This is a genomic window from Streptomyces sp. NPDC046716, from assembly GCF_040645755.1.
In the GTDB taxonomy this organism is placed as follows: Bacteria; Actinomycetota; Actinomycetes; order Streptomycetales; family Streptomycetaceae; genus Streptomyces.
On the sequence record NZ_JBEYYU010000034.1, the window covers coordinates 13,847 to 30,336 of the forward strand.

At 72.5% G+C, this 16,490-nt stretch carries 12 protein-coding genes; 8 read left to right on the plus strand and 4 right to left on the minus strand.

All coding sequences use genetic code 11. From position 1 onward, the window contains the following. Positions 1–434: 434 nt before the first annotated feature. Together ABZ930_RS24425 and ABZ930_RS24430 are read right to left on the minus strand one after the other, a co-directional pair. Positions 435–2,321: an ABC transporter ATP-binding protein gene (locus ABZ930_RS24425; protein WP_361551362.1), complete on the minus strand. Its 1,887-nt coding sequence runs from the start codon at positions 2,319–2,321 to the stop codon at positions 435–437. Continuing rightward, complete coding sequence (locus tag ABZ930_RS24430) at positions 2,318–4,195, minus strand: ABC transporter ATP-binding protein (protein WP_361551365.1); 1,878 nt, start codon at positions 4,193–4,195, stop codon at positions 2,318–2,320. Before ABZ930_RS24430 ends, ABZ930_RS24425 begins: the two co-directional genes overlap by 4 nt. A 164-nt stretch (positions 4,196–4,359) precedes the next feature. Here ABZ930_RS24430 and ABZ930_RS24435 point away from each other — a divergent pair, with 164 nt between their 5' ends. The 4 genes from ABZ930_RS24435 to ABZ930_RS24450 are packed head-to-tail and all read left to right on the plus strand — an operon-like array spanning position 4,360 to position 8,096. Continuing rightward, complete coding sequence (locus ABZ930_RS24435; RefSeq protein WP_361551368.1) at positions 4,360–5,346, plus strand: ABC transporter ATP-binding protein; 987 nt, start codon at positions 4,360–4,362, stop codon at positions 5,344–5,346. Then, positions 5,343–6,116 (plus strand): ABC transporter permease, encoded by a 774-nt coding sequence (locus tag ABZ930_RS24440; RefSeq protein ID WP_361551371.1) that lies wholly within the window; start codon positions 5,343–5,345, stop codon positions 6,114–6,116. The genes ABZ930_RS24435 and ABZ930_RS24440 overlap by 4 nt, the downstream gene beginning before the upstream one ends. A 44-nt stretch (positions 6,117–6,160) precedes the next feature. Then, positions 6,161–7,459 (plus strand): sensor histidine kinase, encoded by a 1,299-nt coding sequence (locus ABZ930_RS24445; RefSeq protein ID WP_361551374.1) that lies wholly within the window; start codon positions 6,161–6,163, stop codon positions 7,457–7,459. Further along, the gene (locus ABZ930_RS24450; protein ID WP_361551377.1) at positions 7,449–8,096 is read left to right on the plus strand and encodes a response regulator transcription factor; all 648 of its coding nucleotides are present in this window, start codon (positions 7,449–7,451) and stop codon (positions 8,094–8,096) included. The genes ABZ930_RS24445 and ABZ930_RS24450 overlap by 11 nt, the downstream gene beginning before the upstream one ends. Here ABZ930_RS24450 and ABZ930_RS24455 read toward each other — a convergent pair. Next, positions 8,093–9,103, minus strand: a complete 1,011-nt coding sequence (locus ABZ930_RS24455; protein WP_361551380.1) for a haloacid dehalogenase-like hydrolase — start codon at positions 9,101–9,103, stop codon at positions 8,093–8,095. The two genes, ABZ930_RS24450 and ABZ930_RS24455, sit on opposite strands and share 4 nt — an antisense overlap. 114 nt (positions 9,104–9,217) lie before the next feature. On the opposite strand from ABZ930_RS24455, the gene ABZ930_RS24460 reads away from it, so the two are divergent. After that, positions 9,218–10,396: a hypothetical protein gene (locus ABZ930_RS24460; RefSeq protein WP_361551545.1), complete on the plus strand. Its 1,179-nt coding sequence runs from the start codon at positions 9,218–9,220 to the stop codon at positions 10,394–10,396. Between the two features lie 11 nt (positions 10,397–10,407). On the opposite strand, the gene glgX is transcribed toward ABZ930_RS24460, so the two are convergent. Continuing rightward, positions 10,408–12,615: a glycogen debranching protein GlgX gene (gene glgX / locus ABZ930_RS24465; protein ID WP_361551548.1), complete on the minus strand. Its 2,208-nt coding sequence runs from the start codon at positions 12,613–12,615 to the stop codon at positions 10,408–10,410. A gap of 245 nt (positions 12,616–12,860) precedes the next feature. On the opposite strand from glgX, the gene ABZ930_RS24470 reads away from it, so the two are divergent. From ABZ930_RS24470 to ABZ930_RS24480, 3 genes are all read left to right on the plus strand, one after another. After that, positions 12,861–14,069: an Ig-like domain-containing protein gene (locus ABZ930_RS24470; RefSeq protein WP_361551383.1), complete on the plus strand. Its 1,209-nt coding sequence runs from the start codon at positions 12,861–12,863 to the stop codon at positions 14,067–14,069. Positions 14,070–14,267: 198 nt separating this feature from the next. Then, positions 14,268–15,464: an Ig-like domain-containing protein gene (locus ABZ930_RS24475; protein WP_361551386.1), complete on the plus strand. Its 1,197-nt coding sequence runs from the start codon at positions 14,268–14,270 to the stop codon at positions 15,462–15,464. A 162-nt stretch (positions 15,465–15,626) separates the two neighbouring features. Beyond that, positions 15,627–16,394 carry an enoyl-CoA hydratase-related protein gene (locus ABZ930_RS24480; protein ID WP_361551389.1) on the plus strand — a complete coding sequence of 256 codons (768 nt, stop codon included), beginning with the start codon at positions 15,627–15,629 and terminating at the stop codon, positions 16,392–16,394. Positions 16,395–16,490: the final 96 nt, after the last annotated feature.

The following is a 16,490-nucleotide window of genomic DNA, read 5'->3' on the forward strand; positions in this document are numbered from 1 at the left end:
GGCGGGTGGCCGTCCGGGCAGAACGCAGTGCAGGCGGTACGGGTGGAGCGCAGGGCGCAGGTGAATCGGCCGGAACGCCCCGATGCTGTGAAGCAGTTGTGCGGCGGCCGATGGGAAGAGTGGCAGCAGCAAGCGCCGACTGTCAGGAGCGCATCAAGAGGTTGGCCGGATTTGGTTCGGTGGGCGGGTGAGGCCGTCCGTTATTCGGAGTGCGGGGCGGGGGTGACGGGAGGGTGAATTTGCGGTCCGTATCCGTTCCCGCGCGCGCCACCGCGCCTGCCCCGGGCCGTCATCCGGCCCGGGGCAGGCCGACGCGAGGGTTCCGCTTCGCGTTCGCGGCGATCACCGCGCCGGTTCCCGGCGGCGGGCCCGCGGACGGCCGGATCCGCGGGCGTGGCTGCTTTTCGTCCCGGAGGCGACTCCGTGCGGGCCGGTCAGCCCACCAGTGACTCCCGCCAGGCCCGGTGCAGACCGGCGAACACCCCGCTGCCGCCGATGAGTTCGGCCGGCGATCCGTCCTCCACGACCCGGCCGTGCTCCATCACGAGCACCCGGTCGGCGATCTCCACCGTCGACAGCCGGTGCGCGATGACCACGGCCGTCCGGCCGCGCAGCACGGTGTGCATCGCGCGCTGCACCGCCCGCTCCCCGGGAATGTCCAGGGAACTCGTCGCCTCGTCGAGGATCAGCACCGCGGGGTCCGCGAGCAGCGCCCGCGCGAACGCCACCAACTGGCGCTGCCCCGCCGAGATCCGCCCGCCGCGCTTGCGCACGTCGGTGTCGTACCCGTCGGGCAGCGCGACGATGAAGTCGTGCGCGCCGATCGCCTTCGCGGCCCGCTCGATCTCCTCCCGGCTCGCCTCGGGCCGCCCGATCGCGATGTTCTCGGCGACGGTCCCGGAGAACAGGAACGCCTCCTGCGTCACCATCACCACGCCCCGCCGCAGCTCGGCCGTGGACAGCTCGCGCAGATCGACGCCGTCGAGCAGGACCCGCCCGTGCGAGGGGTCGTAGAAGCGGGAGAGCAGCTTCGCCAGCGTCGACTTGCCCGCGCCCGTCGAGCCGACGACGGCCACCGTCTGCCCGGCGGGCAGCGTCAGATCGAAGCGGGGCAGCACCTCGCCGCCGGTCCGGTAACCGAACGACACGTCGTCGAAGACGACCTCGCGGCCCGGCTTCCCGCCGGTGACCGAGCCCGCCGCGGGCAGCTCCCCGGGTGTCACCGGCTCCGGCACGGACGGCACCTGCGCCAGCAGCCCCGCGATCTTCTTCAGCGACGCGGCGGCGCTCTCGTACGAGTTGAGGAACATCGCGAGCCGGTCGATGGGGTCGTACAGGCGGCGGATGAACAGCACCGCGGCGGCCAGCACACCCAGCGCCAGCGTGCCGCCGGCCACCCGGTACGCGCCCCACAGCACCATCCCCGCCACCGCCGTGTTCGCGATCAGCCGGGACCCGACGACATAGCGGGCCATCTCCAGCAGCGCCGTGCCGTTGGCCCGCTCGTGGCGGTGGTTCAGCTCGGCGAAGTGCGCGTCGTTCGCGCTCTCGCGGCGGAACGCCCGCACCGGCCGGATCCCGTTCATCGTCTCCACGAACTTCACGATGACCGTCGCGATCGCCGACGACCGCTCCCCGTACGCCTTCGCGGCCCGCCGCCGGTACGCCCTGATCAGCACGTACAGCGGCACGAACGACGCCGCCGCCACCGCCCCGATCCCGAGGTCGAGCCAGAGCAGGCTCACCGTGATGTAGACGGACGCCAGGATGACGTTGACCAGTTCCTGAAGCCCCTCGCTCAGCAGCTCCCGCAGCGACTCCACGTCCGTCGTCGCCCGCGAGATGACCCGCCCCGACGTGTACCGGTCGTGGAAGTCGACGCTGAGCGCCTGCGCGTGCCGGAAGATCCGGCCGCGCAGATCCACCAGCACGCTCTGACTGACGCGGGCCGACAGCTGGATGTACGCCCACTGGAACGCCGCCGACGCGCCCGCCGTCAGCAGGAAGCCGGCGCCGACCGCGATCAGCGGACCGTAGGAGTGGTCGCGGAACGCCGGCACCGCGCTGTCGATCGCGTACGCGACGATCAGCGGCCCGGACTGCACCGCGGCCTGCTGGAGCAGCAGCGCGAGCACCGTCAGCCAGGCCGTGCGCCGGTGCGGCGCGAGCAGCGAGCGCAGCAGCGCGCCCGTCGCCCCCTTCGGCGTGGGCAGGTCGTCCTGGTCGTACGGGTCGCCCGCGGCGCCCGGCCGCGGCTCCTCGTCCGGCGCGCCGTCCTCGGGGGCCCGCGCCCCGGTGTTCACCTGTGCCGATGTCGTCATGCGTGTGCGGCCTCCCCCGCCTCGGCGGCCTCGTGCTCGTCGTGGTCGTCGGGGTCGTCGTCCCCGGACATCAGGTGCCGGTACTCGGCGCTGGTCCGCAGCAGCTCCTGGTGGGTGCCGACCGCCGTGATCCGCCCCTCCGACAGCAGCGCCACCCGGTCCGCGAGCAGCACCGTGGACGGCCGGTGCGCGACCACCAGGGCCGTGCTGTCGGAGAGGACCCGCCGCAGCGCCGCCTCCACCGCGGCCTCCGTGTGCACGTCCAGCGCGGACAACGGGTCGTCCAGGACCAGGAACCGGGGCCCGCCCACGACGGTGCGGGCCAGCGCGAGCCGCTGCCGCTGTCCGCCGGACAGGCTCAGACCCTGCTCGCCGACCTCCGTGGCCGCGCCCTCGGGCAGCCGCCGCACGAAGTCGGCCTGGGCGACGCCGAGCGCCCGCTCCACATCGTCGGGCGTCGCGTCCGGGGCGCCCATCAGCACGTTCGCCTCGACGGACGCCGAGAACAGGGTGGGCTCCTCGAACGCCACCGACACCAGCGTGCGCAGTTCCGCGCGCTCCATCGCGGTCACGTCCCGCCCGTCCAGCGTGATCCGCCCGGCCGTCACGTCGTACAGACGCGGCACGAGCGCGGTCAGCGTGGTCTTGCCGCTGCCGGTCGCGCCGACCAGCGCCATCGTCTCGCCGGAGCGGATGTGCAGATCGATCCGGGCCAGCGTCGGCATCGAGCCGGGGGCCGCGTCCGGATAGCGGAACTCGACGCCCTCGAACCGCAGTCCGGCCCCGTCGCCGCCGTCGGCGGTGGCCCGGGCGGCCTGCTCGTGCACGCGCGGGTCCTCTTCCGCCTCGTCCATCACCTCGAAGTAGCGCCGCGTCGCGGTCGCCGCCTCCTGGCTCATCGCGAGCAGGAACCCGATGGACTCGATGGGCCAGCGCAGCGCGAGCGCCGTCGACAGGAACGCCACCAGCGTCCCCGCCGACAGGTCGCCGTCCGCGACCCGCACCGTGCCGAGCACCAGGGCCGCGCCGAGCGCCAGCTCCGGCAGCAGCGTGATGACGAAGAGGATCCCGGCGAGCAGCCGCGCCTTGGTCAGCTCGGTGCCGCGCACGGTCTGCGCCAGCTCCCGGAACGCCCGCGCCTGGCTGCGGTGCCGGCCGAACCCCTTGATGATCCGGATGCCGAGCACCGACTCCTCGACGACCGTGGTCAGATCGCCGACCTGGTCCTGGGCCCGGCGCGACGCCTCCGCGTACCCGTGCTCGAACCGGTAGCAGACCGCCATCAGCGGCACCGCGGGCGCCAGCAGGACGAGCCCGAGTGCCCAGTCCTGCACCACCAGGACCGCGAGACCCGCCACGATCGTCACCGCGTTGACGATGAGGAACGTCAGCGGGAAGGCGAGGAACATCCGCACGACCATGAGGTCGGTCGTGGCACGGGACAACAACTGCCCGGAGGCCCACTTGTCGTGGAACGCCACCGGCATCCGCTGCAGATGCCGGTACAGATCGGCCCGCATCCCCGCCTCGACCCCGGCGAGCGGCCGCGCCACCAGCCAGCGCCGCAGCCCGAACAGCAGCGCCTCGGCGACACCGAGGGCGAGCAGCACCCCGGCGCCGAGCCACACCCCGGACGGGTCCCGGTCGGTCACCGGCCCGTCGACGATCCACTTGAGCACGAGCGGGAAGACGAGCCCGAGGCACGACGCGAGCACGGCGACCACGGCGGCCCCCGCCCAGCGCGCCCGCACGGGCCGTACGTACGGCCACAGCCGCGCCAGCGTGCGCACGGCCGACTCCCGCCCGGGCGCGGGCGGTTCGGGCGGTGCGTCGCTCCGGTCAAGATCCGTGGTCGGTGCATCTTCAGTCGTCATCAGAGGTGAGACTACGGTTCACCACTGACAACGCCCACCGAGTTTCGGCCCGCTCCGCGCCGCCGGAGCCCCGGGGTCGTACCCGCCCATCAACCGATCGGCTGATGCCCCTTCGAGCGCGTTGGCCGATGTCCGTACCCCTGCCGTCCCGCGACGCTTGAGGCATGACAGCAGCGAGCAGTGCCACAGCCGGCGGACCGCTCATCGAGGTGAGCGGCCTGCGCAAGGCGTACGGGGGCCGGGCCGTCGTGGACGGGGTGTCCTTCAGCGTCGCCGAAGGAGAGATCTTCGGGATCCTCGGGCCCAACGGAGCCGGGAAGACCACCACCGTCGAATGTGTCGAGGGGCTGCGCGTCCCCGACGAGGGGCGGGTCCGCGTCGCCGGGCTCGACCCGGTCCGGGAGCACGCCGCCGTCACCCGCATCCTGGGCGCCCAGCTCCAGGAGAGCGAGATCCAGCCGAAGCTCACCGTGCGGGAGGCCCTCGAGCTGTACTCGGCGATCTACCCGGACCCGGTCGACTGGCGGCCGCTGGCCGAGCGGCTGCGGCTGACCGAAAAGCTCGGCACCCGGTTCGCGAAGCTCAGCGGCGGCCAGAAGCAGCGGCTGTTCATCGCGCTCGCGCTCGTCGGCAACCCGCGCATCGTCGTCCTCGACGAACTGACCACCGGCCTCGACCCGCGCGCCCGCCGCGACACCTGGTCGCTGATCGAGGACGTACGGGACAGCGGCGTCACGGTCCTGCTCGTCACCCACTTCATGGAGGAGGCGCAGCGGCTCTGCGACCGCATCGCGGTCATCGACAAGGGGCGCGTCGCCGCGCTCGACACCCCGGCCGGGCTGATCCGGCAGGCCGCGGGCGCCACCGTCATCTCCTTCACCCCGTCGGCGCCGCTCGACGAGGGCGCGCTCGCCGCGCTGCCCGGCCTCGCCTCCAGCGAGCACCGCGACGGCCGGATCACCCTCACCGGCGGCGACGAGACCGTCAACGCGCTGATCAGCCTGCTGGCCCGGCACCACATCACCGCGCACCAGCTGCGCGTCACCGACGCCACGCTCGACGACGCGTTCCTCGACCTGACCGGGGACCTGACCACGGGCCTGACCAACAACCCGAGCACGGACGTCACGACGGGAGTCGCCCAGTCATGAGCACCGCCACCGCACCCACCACTCCCACGGCAGGCGCCGGCAAGGCCGTCCTGAAATCCGAGTTCACCCTCTTCCGGCGCGAGGCCGGCAGCCTCATCGGCATCCTGCTGTTCCCCGTCGTCCTGCTGGTGATCCTCGGCTCGATCCCGTCGTTCCGGGAGGCCGACGCCGGGCTCGGCGGCATCCGGCTCGTCGACGCGTACGTACCCGTCACCGTGCTGCTCGCCATGATCGCGGGCGGCATCCAGTCCATGCCGCCGATCATCACCGGCTACCGCGAGCGCGGCATCCTGCGCCGGATGTCGACGACGCCCGTCCGCCCGTCCGCGCTGCTCAGCGCCCAGATGGGAATCCACGGGGCGGCCGTCCTCGTCGGCGTCGCGCTCTGCCTCACCGTCGGGCGCACCGCCTTCGACGTGGCCCTGCCGCGCCAGATCCCCGGCTACCTCCTCGCCCTCGTCCTCTCCGTCGTCGTCGCCCTCGCGCTCGGCGCGCTGATCGCCTCCCGGGCCCGTACGACGAAGATCTCCAACGCGATCGGCACGGTCGTCTTCTTCCCGGCGATGTTCTGCGCGGGCGTCTGGGTGCCGGTCCAGGCGATGCCGGACGCGCTCGCGCACATCGTCGAGCTGACCCCGTTCGGCGCCGCCGCCCAGGCCATGAACCAGGCGATGGCGGGGGACTGGCCGGCCTGGTCGCATCTGCTGGTGCTGGCCGTGTGGGCCGTCGGCCTGTCGGGCGCCGCCGCGCGCTGGTTCCGCTGGGAGTGACCATGACGCACGGCCCGGACCGGCAGACCCGGCACACTGACGGCATGTCCCTTGGATCCGGATGCGGTCGCGCGGTCGACGCCGAACTCGCCGACGCCGTCGCCACCGCCGACGACCCCTGGCGCGTGGTGCACCGCTACGGCGCCTACGTGCTGCTCGCCATCGGCGTCGTCCTGCTCGCCGCCACGTCCGAGGCGATCGGCATGACCCGCACCGACTGGTACGTCGCGGGAAGCCTGTCGGCCCTCGCGTTCGTGCTCCAGCTGTGGTGGACCAGGACGGAGCCGAACCGGCCGCGCCCGTCCACCGCCGGCGCGCTCTTCTACTGGGCGCGCTGGGCCGTCGGCTTCATCGTCGCCCTGATCAACCCGTTCTTCGCGTTCTTCGCCGCGGTCGGCTACTACGACGCCGACCGGCTGCTGCCGCGCTGGCAGCAGAAGCCCGGAATCCTCGCCTCAGTGGTCATCGTGGCGGGCGCGCAGTCCGGTGGGCTGTGGCCCGACAGCGCCCTCGGCTGGGCCGTGTTCGGCGCGCTCGTCGTCGCCAACATGGCCTTCGTCGTCATCACCGGCCATCTCCAGGAGAAGGAGCAGGAGCGCGCCCGCGTCCAGGTCCGCACGATCCACGAGCTGGCCGAGACCAACACGGCCCTCCAGGCGGCCCTGGACGAGAACGCCCATCTGCACTCCCAGCTCCTCGTCCAGGCCCGGGAGGCGGGCATCGCCGACGAGCGCCGCCGGCTGGCCGCCGAGATCCACGACACCATCGCGCAGGGTCTGACCGGCATCATCGCCCAGATCCAGGTCGTCAAGAACGCCCCCACCCTGGAGATCGCCCGGGAGCACCTGGACCGCGCCGACGGCCTCGCCCGGCACAGCCTCGGCGAGGCCCGCCGCTCCGTGCACAACCTCATCCCCGCGGCGCTCGCCGACGCCAGCCTGCCCGAGGCCCTGAAGAAGACGGTCGCCGACTGGGGCGGACGCACCGGCGTGCGCGCCGACTTCACCCTCACCGGCACCGCCCAGCCGCTCCACGACGAGATCGAGGCGACCCTGCTGAGGATCACCGAGGAGGCCCTGTCCAACGCCGCCCGGCACGCCCACGCCACCCGCGTCGGCGTCACCCTCTCCTTCATGGCGGGCGAGGTCACCCTCGACGTGCGCGACGACGGCCGGGGCTTCGACCTGCTCGCCCTGCCCGCCAGGACCGACACCGCGGGCTTCGGCCTCGACGGCATGCGGGCCCGCGCCGAACGCCTCGCCGGTGCCGTCACGATCGAGTCGGAACCAGGGAGCGGCACGGCGATCTCCGCTCGCGTACCTTTGGTGCCCCATGACCAGTGACAGCAGCGCCATCACCCTCCTGATCGTCGACGACCACCCGGTCGTGCGCGACGGCGTCCGCGGCATGTTCGAGTCCGCCCCCGGCTTCACGGTCCTCGGCGAGGCGGCGAACGGGGTGGAGGCGGTCGCCCGCGTCGCCGAACTCGACCCGGACGTCGTCCTGATGGACCTGCGCATGCCGGGCGGCGGCGGGGTCGACGCGATCGGGGAGCTGGCCCGCCGCGGCGCCCGCGCCCGCGTCCTGGTCCTGACGACGTACGACACGGACTCCGACACCCTGCCCGCGATCGAGGCGGGCGCCACCGGCTACCTCCTGAAGGACGCCCCGCGCGAGGAGCTGTTCGCGGCGGTGCGCGCGGCCGCCGAGGGGCGCACGGTGCTCTCCCCGGCGGTCGCCTCCCGCCTGGTCACCGCGGTCCGCACGCCCGCCGCCCCCGCCGACGAGACGCTGTCCGGCCGGGAGCGCGAGGTCCTCGTCCTGGTCGCCCGCGGCACCTCCAACAAGGAGATCGCGCGCGAGCTGTTCATCAGCGAGGCCACGGTCAAGACCCATCTCACCCACATCTACGGCAAGTTGGGCGTCAAGGACCGCGCGGCGGCGGTCGCGGTGGGCTACGACCGCAAGATCCTCGGCTAGGCGATCTGCTCCGGCGTCACCGTCACCCACCCCCGGTCGGCGGTCACCGGCCCTCCCAGCTCCCGCTGGCGCCGCGCCCCGTCCGTCTTCAGCCGCTCCAGCTCCGCGAGCGAGCCGTTCCCCCGGTCCACCCACAGCCGTACGCCGCCGCGCTCGACGTCCACCGACCGCAGCAGCATCGGCCCGTCGCTCGCGGGCGTGTCCCCGGCGGCGAGCACCGGGCCGCGCCAGGCGTCGATGTGCGTACGGATGGCGGCCGGCTTCCCCTCGTACCAGGTCAGCGGAGCCAGCAGCGTCGACGTCAACTCCCAACTCTCCAGCGCCCGTTGATCGTGGGTACCGGCCGCCAGCTCCTTGCGGGAACTCGTCACGTCCCCGGTCGCGGGGTTCCTGAGCAGGGCCCCGGCCCCGATGACGTTCCCCGGCGGCAGGCCGTAGCCGTAGCGCGGATCGGCCAGCAGCATCCGTACGAGGTCCTCGGACGCGGCGCTCACCACGTACACCTCGATGCCGTGCGAACGCAGCACGCGGTACAGCTCCTGCATGCCCCGCGACACCCGGGGCGGCCCGCCCCCGCCGGGCAGGGTGCCCTCGAACTCCATCAACGCGTCGACGTGCTCCTTGAGCCGGCCCAGCGTGAAACCGGCGAAGACCTGCGCGGCCCACGGATAACCGACCAGGTCGTCGATGGCGCAGAGCCGCCCGTAGTACTCGGTCAGCGTCTCCCTGCGCCCCGCCGTGTCCCGGAACGGGACCACCGCGAGCGACGGGTCCATCGTGTCCCGCGTCAGCAGGCCCCGCAGCTCCAGGAAGGGCAGCAGCGACTCCTCCAGATCACCGCGGTACGTGGTGTTGTCCGCGTCGAACGTCGCGTAGGCGCCCCGGTGTTCATGGGCCGCGACGACCCGGGCCAGCTCTCTGGCCTGCGGGCGCGGCCAGTGCGGCAGCTCGGCGGCGATCTCGTCGACGGTGGTCTCGGGGCGCGTGCGGGAGTCGATGCGGGTCACGCCGGGACATCGTAGGGCGCGCGGTCCCGGCGGCCCTTACCGGCCGTCCGTCGACACAGCCGGATTCCCCGTTGTTCCGCCGCGCCCGGCGACGACAGGCTGACCGGCGTGGGTATGTCCTTCGCCGCCGGGCGCCCCGGCCCCGGCCCCGACGGTGTGCCGGCCCCGCGGTCGCGGCCCGCGGGCGTGCTGCGCGCGCTCGCCGTGTTCGCCGCCGTCCGCGTCACGGGCGTCGTCCTCGTCGCCGTCCTCGACCACTGCGCGGGACGTTCCCTGTCCAGAACGCTGACGCACTCCTGGGACTCCAGGTGGTACCTGAGCATCGCCCGGTACGGATACGACCACCACTGGCGGGAGTCGGCGGCCGGACTCCTCCAGACCGACCGGGCGTTCTTCCCGCTGTACCCGGCGCTGATCAGAGCCGTCTCCACCGTGCTGCCCCTGTCGACCGGCCAGGCGGCGCTGCTGATCGCGTGGAGCGCGGCGCTCGTGGCGGCCTACGGCGTGTACGCGGTCGTCCACCGGGTCCACGGGGTCGCCGTCGCCACCGTCACCGTCGCGCTGTGGGCGATGCTGCCGCACTCGGTCGTCCTCACGCTCGCCTACACCGAGCCGCTGTTCTGCGCGCTCACCGCCTGGTGCCTCTACGCCCTGCTCACCTCCCGCATGCTGCTCGCCGGCGCGCTGTCCGCGCTCGCGGGGCTGACCCGGCCGAGCGGCTTCGCGATCGCCGCGGCCGTCCTGGCCGTGGCCGTCCACGAGGCCGTACGCCACCGGGGGCGGATCCCCCCGAGCCTGTGGGCCGGGGCGCTGCTGGCGCCCGCGGGCTGGGCCGGGTACGTGCTGTGGGTCGGCGTGCGCACCGGCGACCCGCTGCACGGCTACTTCACCGTGCAGGCCGCCTGGAACTCCCGGATCGACTTCGGCCTCCAGGGACTGCGCTTCCTGCGCGGGGTGTTCCTGCACGGCGGCAAGGCCGGCTATCCGCTGGCGCTGGTGATCGTCGTGGCGGCGCTGCTGCTCTTCGCCCTGCTGTGCCTGGACCGGCCACCGCTCGCCCTCCTGGTGTACACGGGCGCGCTGGTGGCCCTGGTGGTCCTCGCCTCCGGCCCGTTCGCCTCGAAGCCGCGCTTCCTGCTGCCCGCGTTCCCGCTGCTGATCCCGATGGCCCGGGCCATGGTCCGCGCCTGGTGGGCGCGCCGGGCCCAGGTGCTCACGGTGGCGACGGCGCTGGGCGCGGTGTCCCTCTGGTACGGCGCGTATCTGGTGGTGCTGGCCCGGCAGCCGCTGTGACCGCGGGCCCGTCAGGCCCGCACCCGCAGCAGCAGCACCGTCCGCGCCCCCACCGTCACCGTGCCGCCCGCCGGGTGCACCACGCCCGGCGCCGCCTCCTGCGACTCCTGCCCGGTGTCGACGACGACCTCGTACTCCCTGGCCCACGGCTCACCGGGCAGGACGAAGCTCTCCGCGCGGTCGCCCGCGTGCAGCACCGCGAGGAAGCTGTCGTCCTCGACCGGTTCACCGCGGGCGTCCCGGCCCGGGATGTCGCGGCCGGAGAGGTACATGCCGAGCGTCGCCGCCGGCGCGTACCAGTCCCGCTCGGTCATCTCCGTGCCCCGGGACGTGAACCAGGCCAGGTCCCGCAGCCCGTCCGCCGAGTGCGCGCGCCCCGAGAAGAACGCCCGGCGGCGCAGCACCGGGTGCGCGTGGCGCAGCGCGATCAGCCGGGAGGTCAGGTCGAACAGCGCGCGCCAGCCCGGCTCTTCGAGCAGCCCCCAGTCCACCCAGCTGATCTCGTTGTCCTGGCAGTAGGCGTTGTTGTTGCCGCGCTGGGTGCGTCCGAACTCGTCGCCCGCGACCAGCATCGGCACGCCCGTCGACAGCAGCAGCGTCGTCAGCAGGTTGCGCAGCTGCCGCCGGCGCAGGGCCGGCACCGAGGGCTCGGCCGACTCGCCCTCGGCGCCGCAGTTCCACGACCGGTTGTCGTTCGTCCCGTCCCGGTTGCCCTCGCCGTTCGCCTCGTTGTGCTTGCGCTCGTAACTGACCAGGTCGCGCAGGGTGAACCCGTCGTGCGCGGTGATGAAGTTGACCGACGCGTACGGCCTGCGCCCGCCCCACGCGTACAGGTCGCTCGACCCCGACAGGCGGTAGCCCAGATCCCGTACGTCGGGCAGCGCGCCGCGCCAGAAGTCCCGTACGGCGTTGCGGTAGCGGTCGTTCCACTCCGTCCACAGGGGCGGGAAGGCACCCACCTGGTAGCCGCCGGAGCCCACGTCCCACGGCTCGGCGATCAGCTTCACGCGCCGCAGCACCGGGTCCTGCGCGATGACGGCGAGGAACGGGGAGAGCATGTCGACGTCGTGCATCGAGCGGGCGAGCGCCGCCGCCAGATCGAAGCGGAAGCCGTCGACGCCCATCTCCGTCACCCAGTAGCGCAGCGAGTCGGTGATGAGCCGCAGCACCTGCGGCTGGACGACGTGCAGCGTGTTGCCGCAGCCGGTGTAGTCGGCGTAGCGGCGGGCGTCGTCCTGGAGGCGGTAGTAGCCGCGGTTGTCGATGCCCTTGAGCGACAGCATCGGGCCCAGCTCGCCCGCCTCCGCCGTGTGGTTGTAGACGACGTCGAGGATGACCTCGATCCCGGCGTCGTGCAGCGCCCGCACCATCCGCTTGAACTCGCCGACCTGCTGCCCGCCCGTGCCGGAGGCCGCGTACGCCGCGTGCGGGGCGAAGTAGCCGATCGAGTTGTAGCCCCAGTAGTTCTTCAGGCCGCGGCGCAGCAGGTGGTCCTCGTGGGCGAACTGGTGCACCGGCAGCAGCTCCACCGCCGTCACCCCGAGCCGGGTCAGGTGCTCGATCGCCGCCGGGTGCGCGAGACCCGCGTACGTGCCCCGCAACTCCTGGGGGATCCCCGGGTGTCGGCGGGTGAACCCGCGCACGTGCAGCTCGTAGATGACCGAGTCCGCCCACGGGGTCTTCGGGCGCCGGTCGTCCGCCCACTCGTCGTCGGGCGCGTCGTCGTGCACCACGACGCCCTTGGGGACGTACGGCGCCGAGTCCCGGTCGTCGCGCACGGTGTCGGCGACGTGCTGCTCCGGCCAGTCCCGTACGTGGCCGTAGACCTCCGGCGGCAGTCCGAACTCGCCGTCCACCGCGCGCGCGTACGGATCGAGGAGCAGCTTCGCCGGGTTCCAGCGGGCGCCCGTCCACGGGTCCCAGCGGCCGTGCACCCGGAAGCCGTAGCGCTGCCCCGGGCGCACCCCGGGCACGAACCCGTGCCAGATCTCGTGCGTCAACTCGGCCAGCGACGAACGGCTTTCGCGGCCCTCCTCGTCGAACAGACACAGCTCCACCCGCTCCGCGCCGCCCGCCCACAGCGCGAAGTTGGTGCCCGCGACACCGTCGGGGCCGACCCGGAAGCGGGCCCCGAGCGGCACCGGTGTCCCCGGCCACACCGGGCCCACCGGGCGCGTGAACTCCCGTTCCCGGCCCCGCGCGAGCAGCGCGGACGGCACCGTCCGCTCCTGACCCGTCGCGCCGTCCGGCACGGCTGTCCCCGTGCCGGACTGCACGGCCTCCTGTTCGGGTGCGCTCGACACCTGTCAGCCTCCCGCGGCTCCACGACTGGCGGGCCGGAGCAGGGCGCGCGGCGTCCCGGCCGCGCTCCCCTCGAGCCCTCCCCACTGTTCTGCCCAGAGCTTGGCTCGCACTCACGTTTCCCCAGTGGGGTGCCCGTCGTTGGCCTGGCGTGAAAACTGCTGTGAGGCGCGCGCGGCGCGCAGGGGCGACACTGGGCGCCGTACTGGCATGGGCAGGACTCGTCGGCGTAACCGCCGGCTGCGACTCGCACGAGGTGCTCGGCAAGCCGCGCGCGCCCGAGGACATGATCCGGGTGACACCGGACGACGCGAGCAAGAACGTGAAGGGTGACGGGAAGCTCCGGGTCGAGGTCCCCGAGGGCCGGCTCCAGTCCGTCAAGGTCGTCCGGATCCAGGACGCGCAGGAGGAGACCGTCCCCGGCCGGCTCGACGAGGACGGCACCCGGTGGCGGCCGACGGGGCGGGACGCCGAGGGGCTCGCGCTCGCCGCGCAGTACACGGTCGACGCGGTGGCGGTCGACGAGCACGGGCGGCGGATGGCGCGCCACACCGCCTTCACCACCTTCGTCCCCGACGAGCGCTTCATCGGCTACGTCACACCGGAGAACCGGGCCACGGTCGGCACCGGCATGATCGTGAAGCTGGCGTTCAACCGGGAGATCGAGAACCGGGCCGCGGTCGAGCGCGCCGTCCGCGTCACCTCCCGGCCCGCCGTGCCGGTCGCCCCGCACTGGTTCGGCAAGGAGCGGCTCGACATCCGCCCCGAGAAGTACTGGAAGCCCGGCACCCGGGTCACCGTCGACCTCGACCTGCGGGACGTGGAGGGCGCCTCCGGCGTCTACGGCCTCCAGCACAAGACGTTCACCTTCACCATCGGGCGCAGCCAGGTCTCCACCGTCGACGCGGCCGCGCACACCATGCGGGTCGTCCGGGACGGAGAGGCGGTCGACACCCTGCCGATCACCGCGGGGGCGCCGAGCTCGACCACGTACAACGGGAAGATGGTGGTGACCGAGATGCACGAGGTCACCCGCATGAACAGCCGTACCGTCGGGTTCGGCGGCGAGTACGACATCCCGGACGTGCCGCACGCGATCCGGCTCACCGACTCCGGCACCTTCCTGCACGGCAACTACTGGTCGGGCGGCGCCTTCGGTTCGGCCAACGTCAGTCACGGCTGCGTCGGCCTGCGCGACGTCAAGGGCGGCAGTTCACTCACGCCCGCCGGATGGTTCTTCGACCACACGCTCATCGGTGATGTCGTCGAGGTGCGCAACAGCGCTGACAAGAAAGTGGCTGCTGACAACGGGCTCGGCGGCTGGAACATGGACTGGAGAACGTGGAAGGCCGGGGGCGCCGCGCATTCCTAGCCACGAAGTGAAGGGCCGGTGCCCCGCCGGGGGAAGGACGACGGGCCGAAAGGGGGGCGGGGTACCGGCGGTTGGGACTAAACGGTGACATAGTTCGGGGCTCCGTTTTCCCAGGTCGTGTGGTTATCTTTCGCAGTGCGCGCGCGGACGCGCAGGGGTGCAGGCCCTGGACCCGGGCCTGGCGAGGGGAGACACATCTTGAACGGGCGACGGCCGATATCGGCTGCTCTGCTGGGCGCGGCACTGCTGCTGGTCACCGCTTGCGGTGGCGGGGGCGGTTCGGACACGGGGAGCGACGGCAAGGGGAAATCCGACAAGGCGGGCGAGGACACCAAGGCGTCGGCCGCGGTGGTGACCGTGGCGCCCAAGGACGGCGCGAAGAGCGTGGCGACCAGCGGGGCGCTCAAGGTCACGTCCGCCCAGGGGAAGCTGACCGCGGTCGAGGTCGCGGACAGCAAGGGCAACAAGGTCGACGGCAAGATCACCGGGGGCACCTCCTGGGCGCCCGACCACCACCTGGCCGCCTCCACCACGTACAAGGTGCATGCGGTGGCCAAGGACAAGGACGGCCGCGAGTCGGCCAAGGACACCAGCTTCACCACGCTCACGCCGAAGAACACCTTCATCGGCACGTTCACTCCGGAGGACGGCTCGAAGGTCGGCGTGGGCATGCCGTTCTCGGTCCGCTTCACGCGGGGCATCACGCACCCCGAGGACGTCGAGAAGGCCATCTCGATCACGACGGAACCCGCCGTCGACGTCGCGGGCCACTGGTTCGGCAACGACCGCCTGGACTTCCGTCCCGAGGAGTACTGGGCGGCCGGCACCAAGGTCACCGTCAAGCTCAACCTCGACGGCGTCGAGGGCCGGGACGGCGTCTACGGCAAGCAGGTCCGCACGGTGAAGTTCACCATCGGGCGCAGCCAGGTCTCCACGGTCGACGTGAAGACGAAGAAGATGACCGTCAAGCGCGACGGCAAGACCATCAAGACGATCCCGGTGACCACCGGCAAGCCCGGCTACGACACCTGGAACGGCCAGATGGTCATCAGCGAGCGCCTCAAGGTGACCCGCATGAACGGCGAGACGGTCGGCTACGGCGGCGAGTACGACATCAAGGACGTCCCGCACGCCCAGCGCCTGACCACGTCCGGCACCTTCATCCACGGCAACTACTGGGGCGGCGACGCCTTCGGCAACTACAACGCCAGCCACGGGTGCATCGGGCTGCGCGATGTGCGGGGCGGGTACGACGGCAAGGTCGCGGCCGCCTGGTTCTTCGACCAGTCGATCACCGGTGACGTGGTGGTCGTGAAGAACTCCAAGGACAAGACGGTCTCCCCGGACAACGGCCTGAACGGCTGGAACATGTCCTGGGCCGACTGGAAGAAGTAGGCGGGGTCCCGCGCCCCGCAAGGGGCGCGGGGAACTGCGCGGGAAGCCCCACCGGCCCGCGGCCGGGACGGCACGGCACCCCGCAAGGTGCCGAGGTCCCGGGGCTCTGCCCCGGACCCCGCTCCTCAATCGCCGGAGGGGCTTGTGGGTACTGTGCGGAGCATGACCGCAACCCTGGAAATCGCCGACGGCGTAGGCACGATCAGCCTCGCCCGCCCCCCGATGAACGCCCTGGACATCGCCACCCAGGACCGCATCAAGGAACTCGCGGAAGAAGCCACGGCCCGTGACGACGTCCGGGCCGTGGTCGTGCGCGGCAGCGAGAAGGTGTTCGCGGCCGGCGCCGACATCAAGGAGATGCAGGCCATGGACCACGCGGCCATGGTCGTGCGGTCCCGGGCGCTCCAGGACTCGTTCACGGCGGTGGCCCGCATCCCCAAGCCGGTGGTCGCCGCGATCACCGGCTACGCCCTGGGCGGCGGCTGCGAACTGGCGCTGTGTGCCGACTACCGGATCGCGGGGGAGAACGCCAAGCTGGGCCAGCCCGAGATCCTGCTCGGTCTGATCCCGGGCGCGGGCGGCACCCAGCGCCTGGCCCGTCTGGTCGGCCCGTCCAGGGCCAAGGACCTGATCTTCACCGGCCGCCATGTGAAGGCCGACGAGGCGCTGCGGATCGGGCTCGTCGACCAGGTCGTCCCGGCGGACGAGGTGTTCACCGCCGCCCACGCCTGGGCCGCGAAGCTGGCGCAGGGCCCGGCGATCGCGCTGCGCGCCGCCAAGGAGTCCATCGACGCGGGTCTGGAGACGGACCTGGAGACCGGCCTCGCCCTCGAACGGAACTGGTTCGCGGGCCTGTTCGCCACCGCCGACCGGGAGACCGGAATGCGCAGCTTCGTGGAGGAAGGTCCGGGCAAGGCGAAGTTCGCCTGATGGTCCTCGCGGACGGTGCGTCAACTTCCTTACCGGCAGGCGAAGTTGATCACGTCCCCCGTTGGGGCGCATTATCCCCGCCTTAAGAGAACCTTA

Excerpts from the sequence above, each read along its gene's own strand:
- ABZ930_RS24425 (WP_361551362.1), bottom strand. The coding sequence starts at position 2,321 with ATGACGACATCGGCACAGGTGAACACCGGGGCGCGGGCCCCCGAGGAC.
- ABZ930_RS24430 (WP_361551365.1), bottom strand. The coding sequence starts at position 4,195 with ATGACGACTGAAGATGCACCGACCACGGATCTTGACCGGAGCGACGCA.
- ABZ930_RS24435 (WP_361551368.1), top strand. The coding sequence starts at position 4,360 with ATGACAGCAGCGAGCAGTGCCACAGCCGGCGGACCGCTCATCGAGGTG.
- ABZ930_RS24440 (WP_361551371.1), top strand. The coding sequence starts at position 5,343 with ATGAGCACCGCCACCGCACCCACCACTCCCACGGCAGGCGCCGGCAAG.
- ABZ930_RS24445 (WP_361551374.1), top strand. The coding sequence starts at position 6,161 with ATGTCCCTTGGATCCGGATGCGGTCGCGCGGTCGACGCCGAACTCGCC.
- ABZ930_RS24450 (WP_361551377.1), top strand. The coding sequence starts at position 7,449 with ATGACCAGTGACAGCAGCGCCATCACCCTCCTGATCGTCGACGACCAC.
- ABZ930_RS24460 (WP_361551545.1), top strand. The coding sequence starts at position 9,218 with ATGTCCTTCGCCGCCGGGCGCCCCGGCCCCGGCCCCGACGGTGTGCCG.
- ABZ930_RS24480 (WP_361551389.1), top strand. The coding sequence starts at position 15,627 with ATGACCGCAACCCTGGAAATCGCCGACGGCGTAGGCACGATCAGCCTC.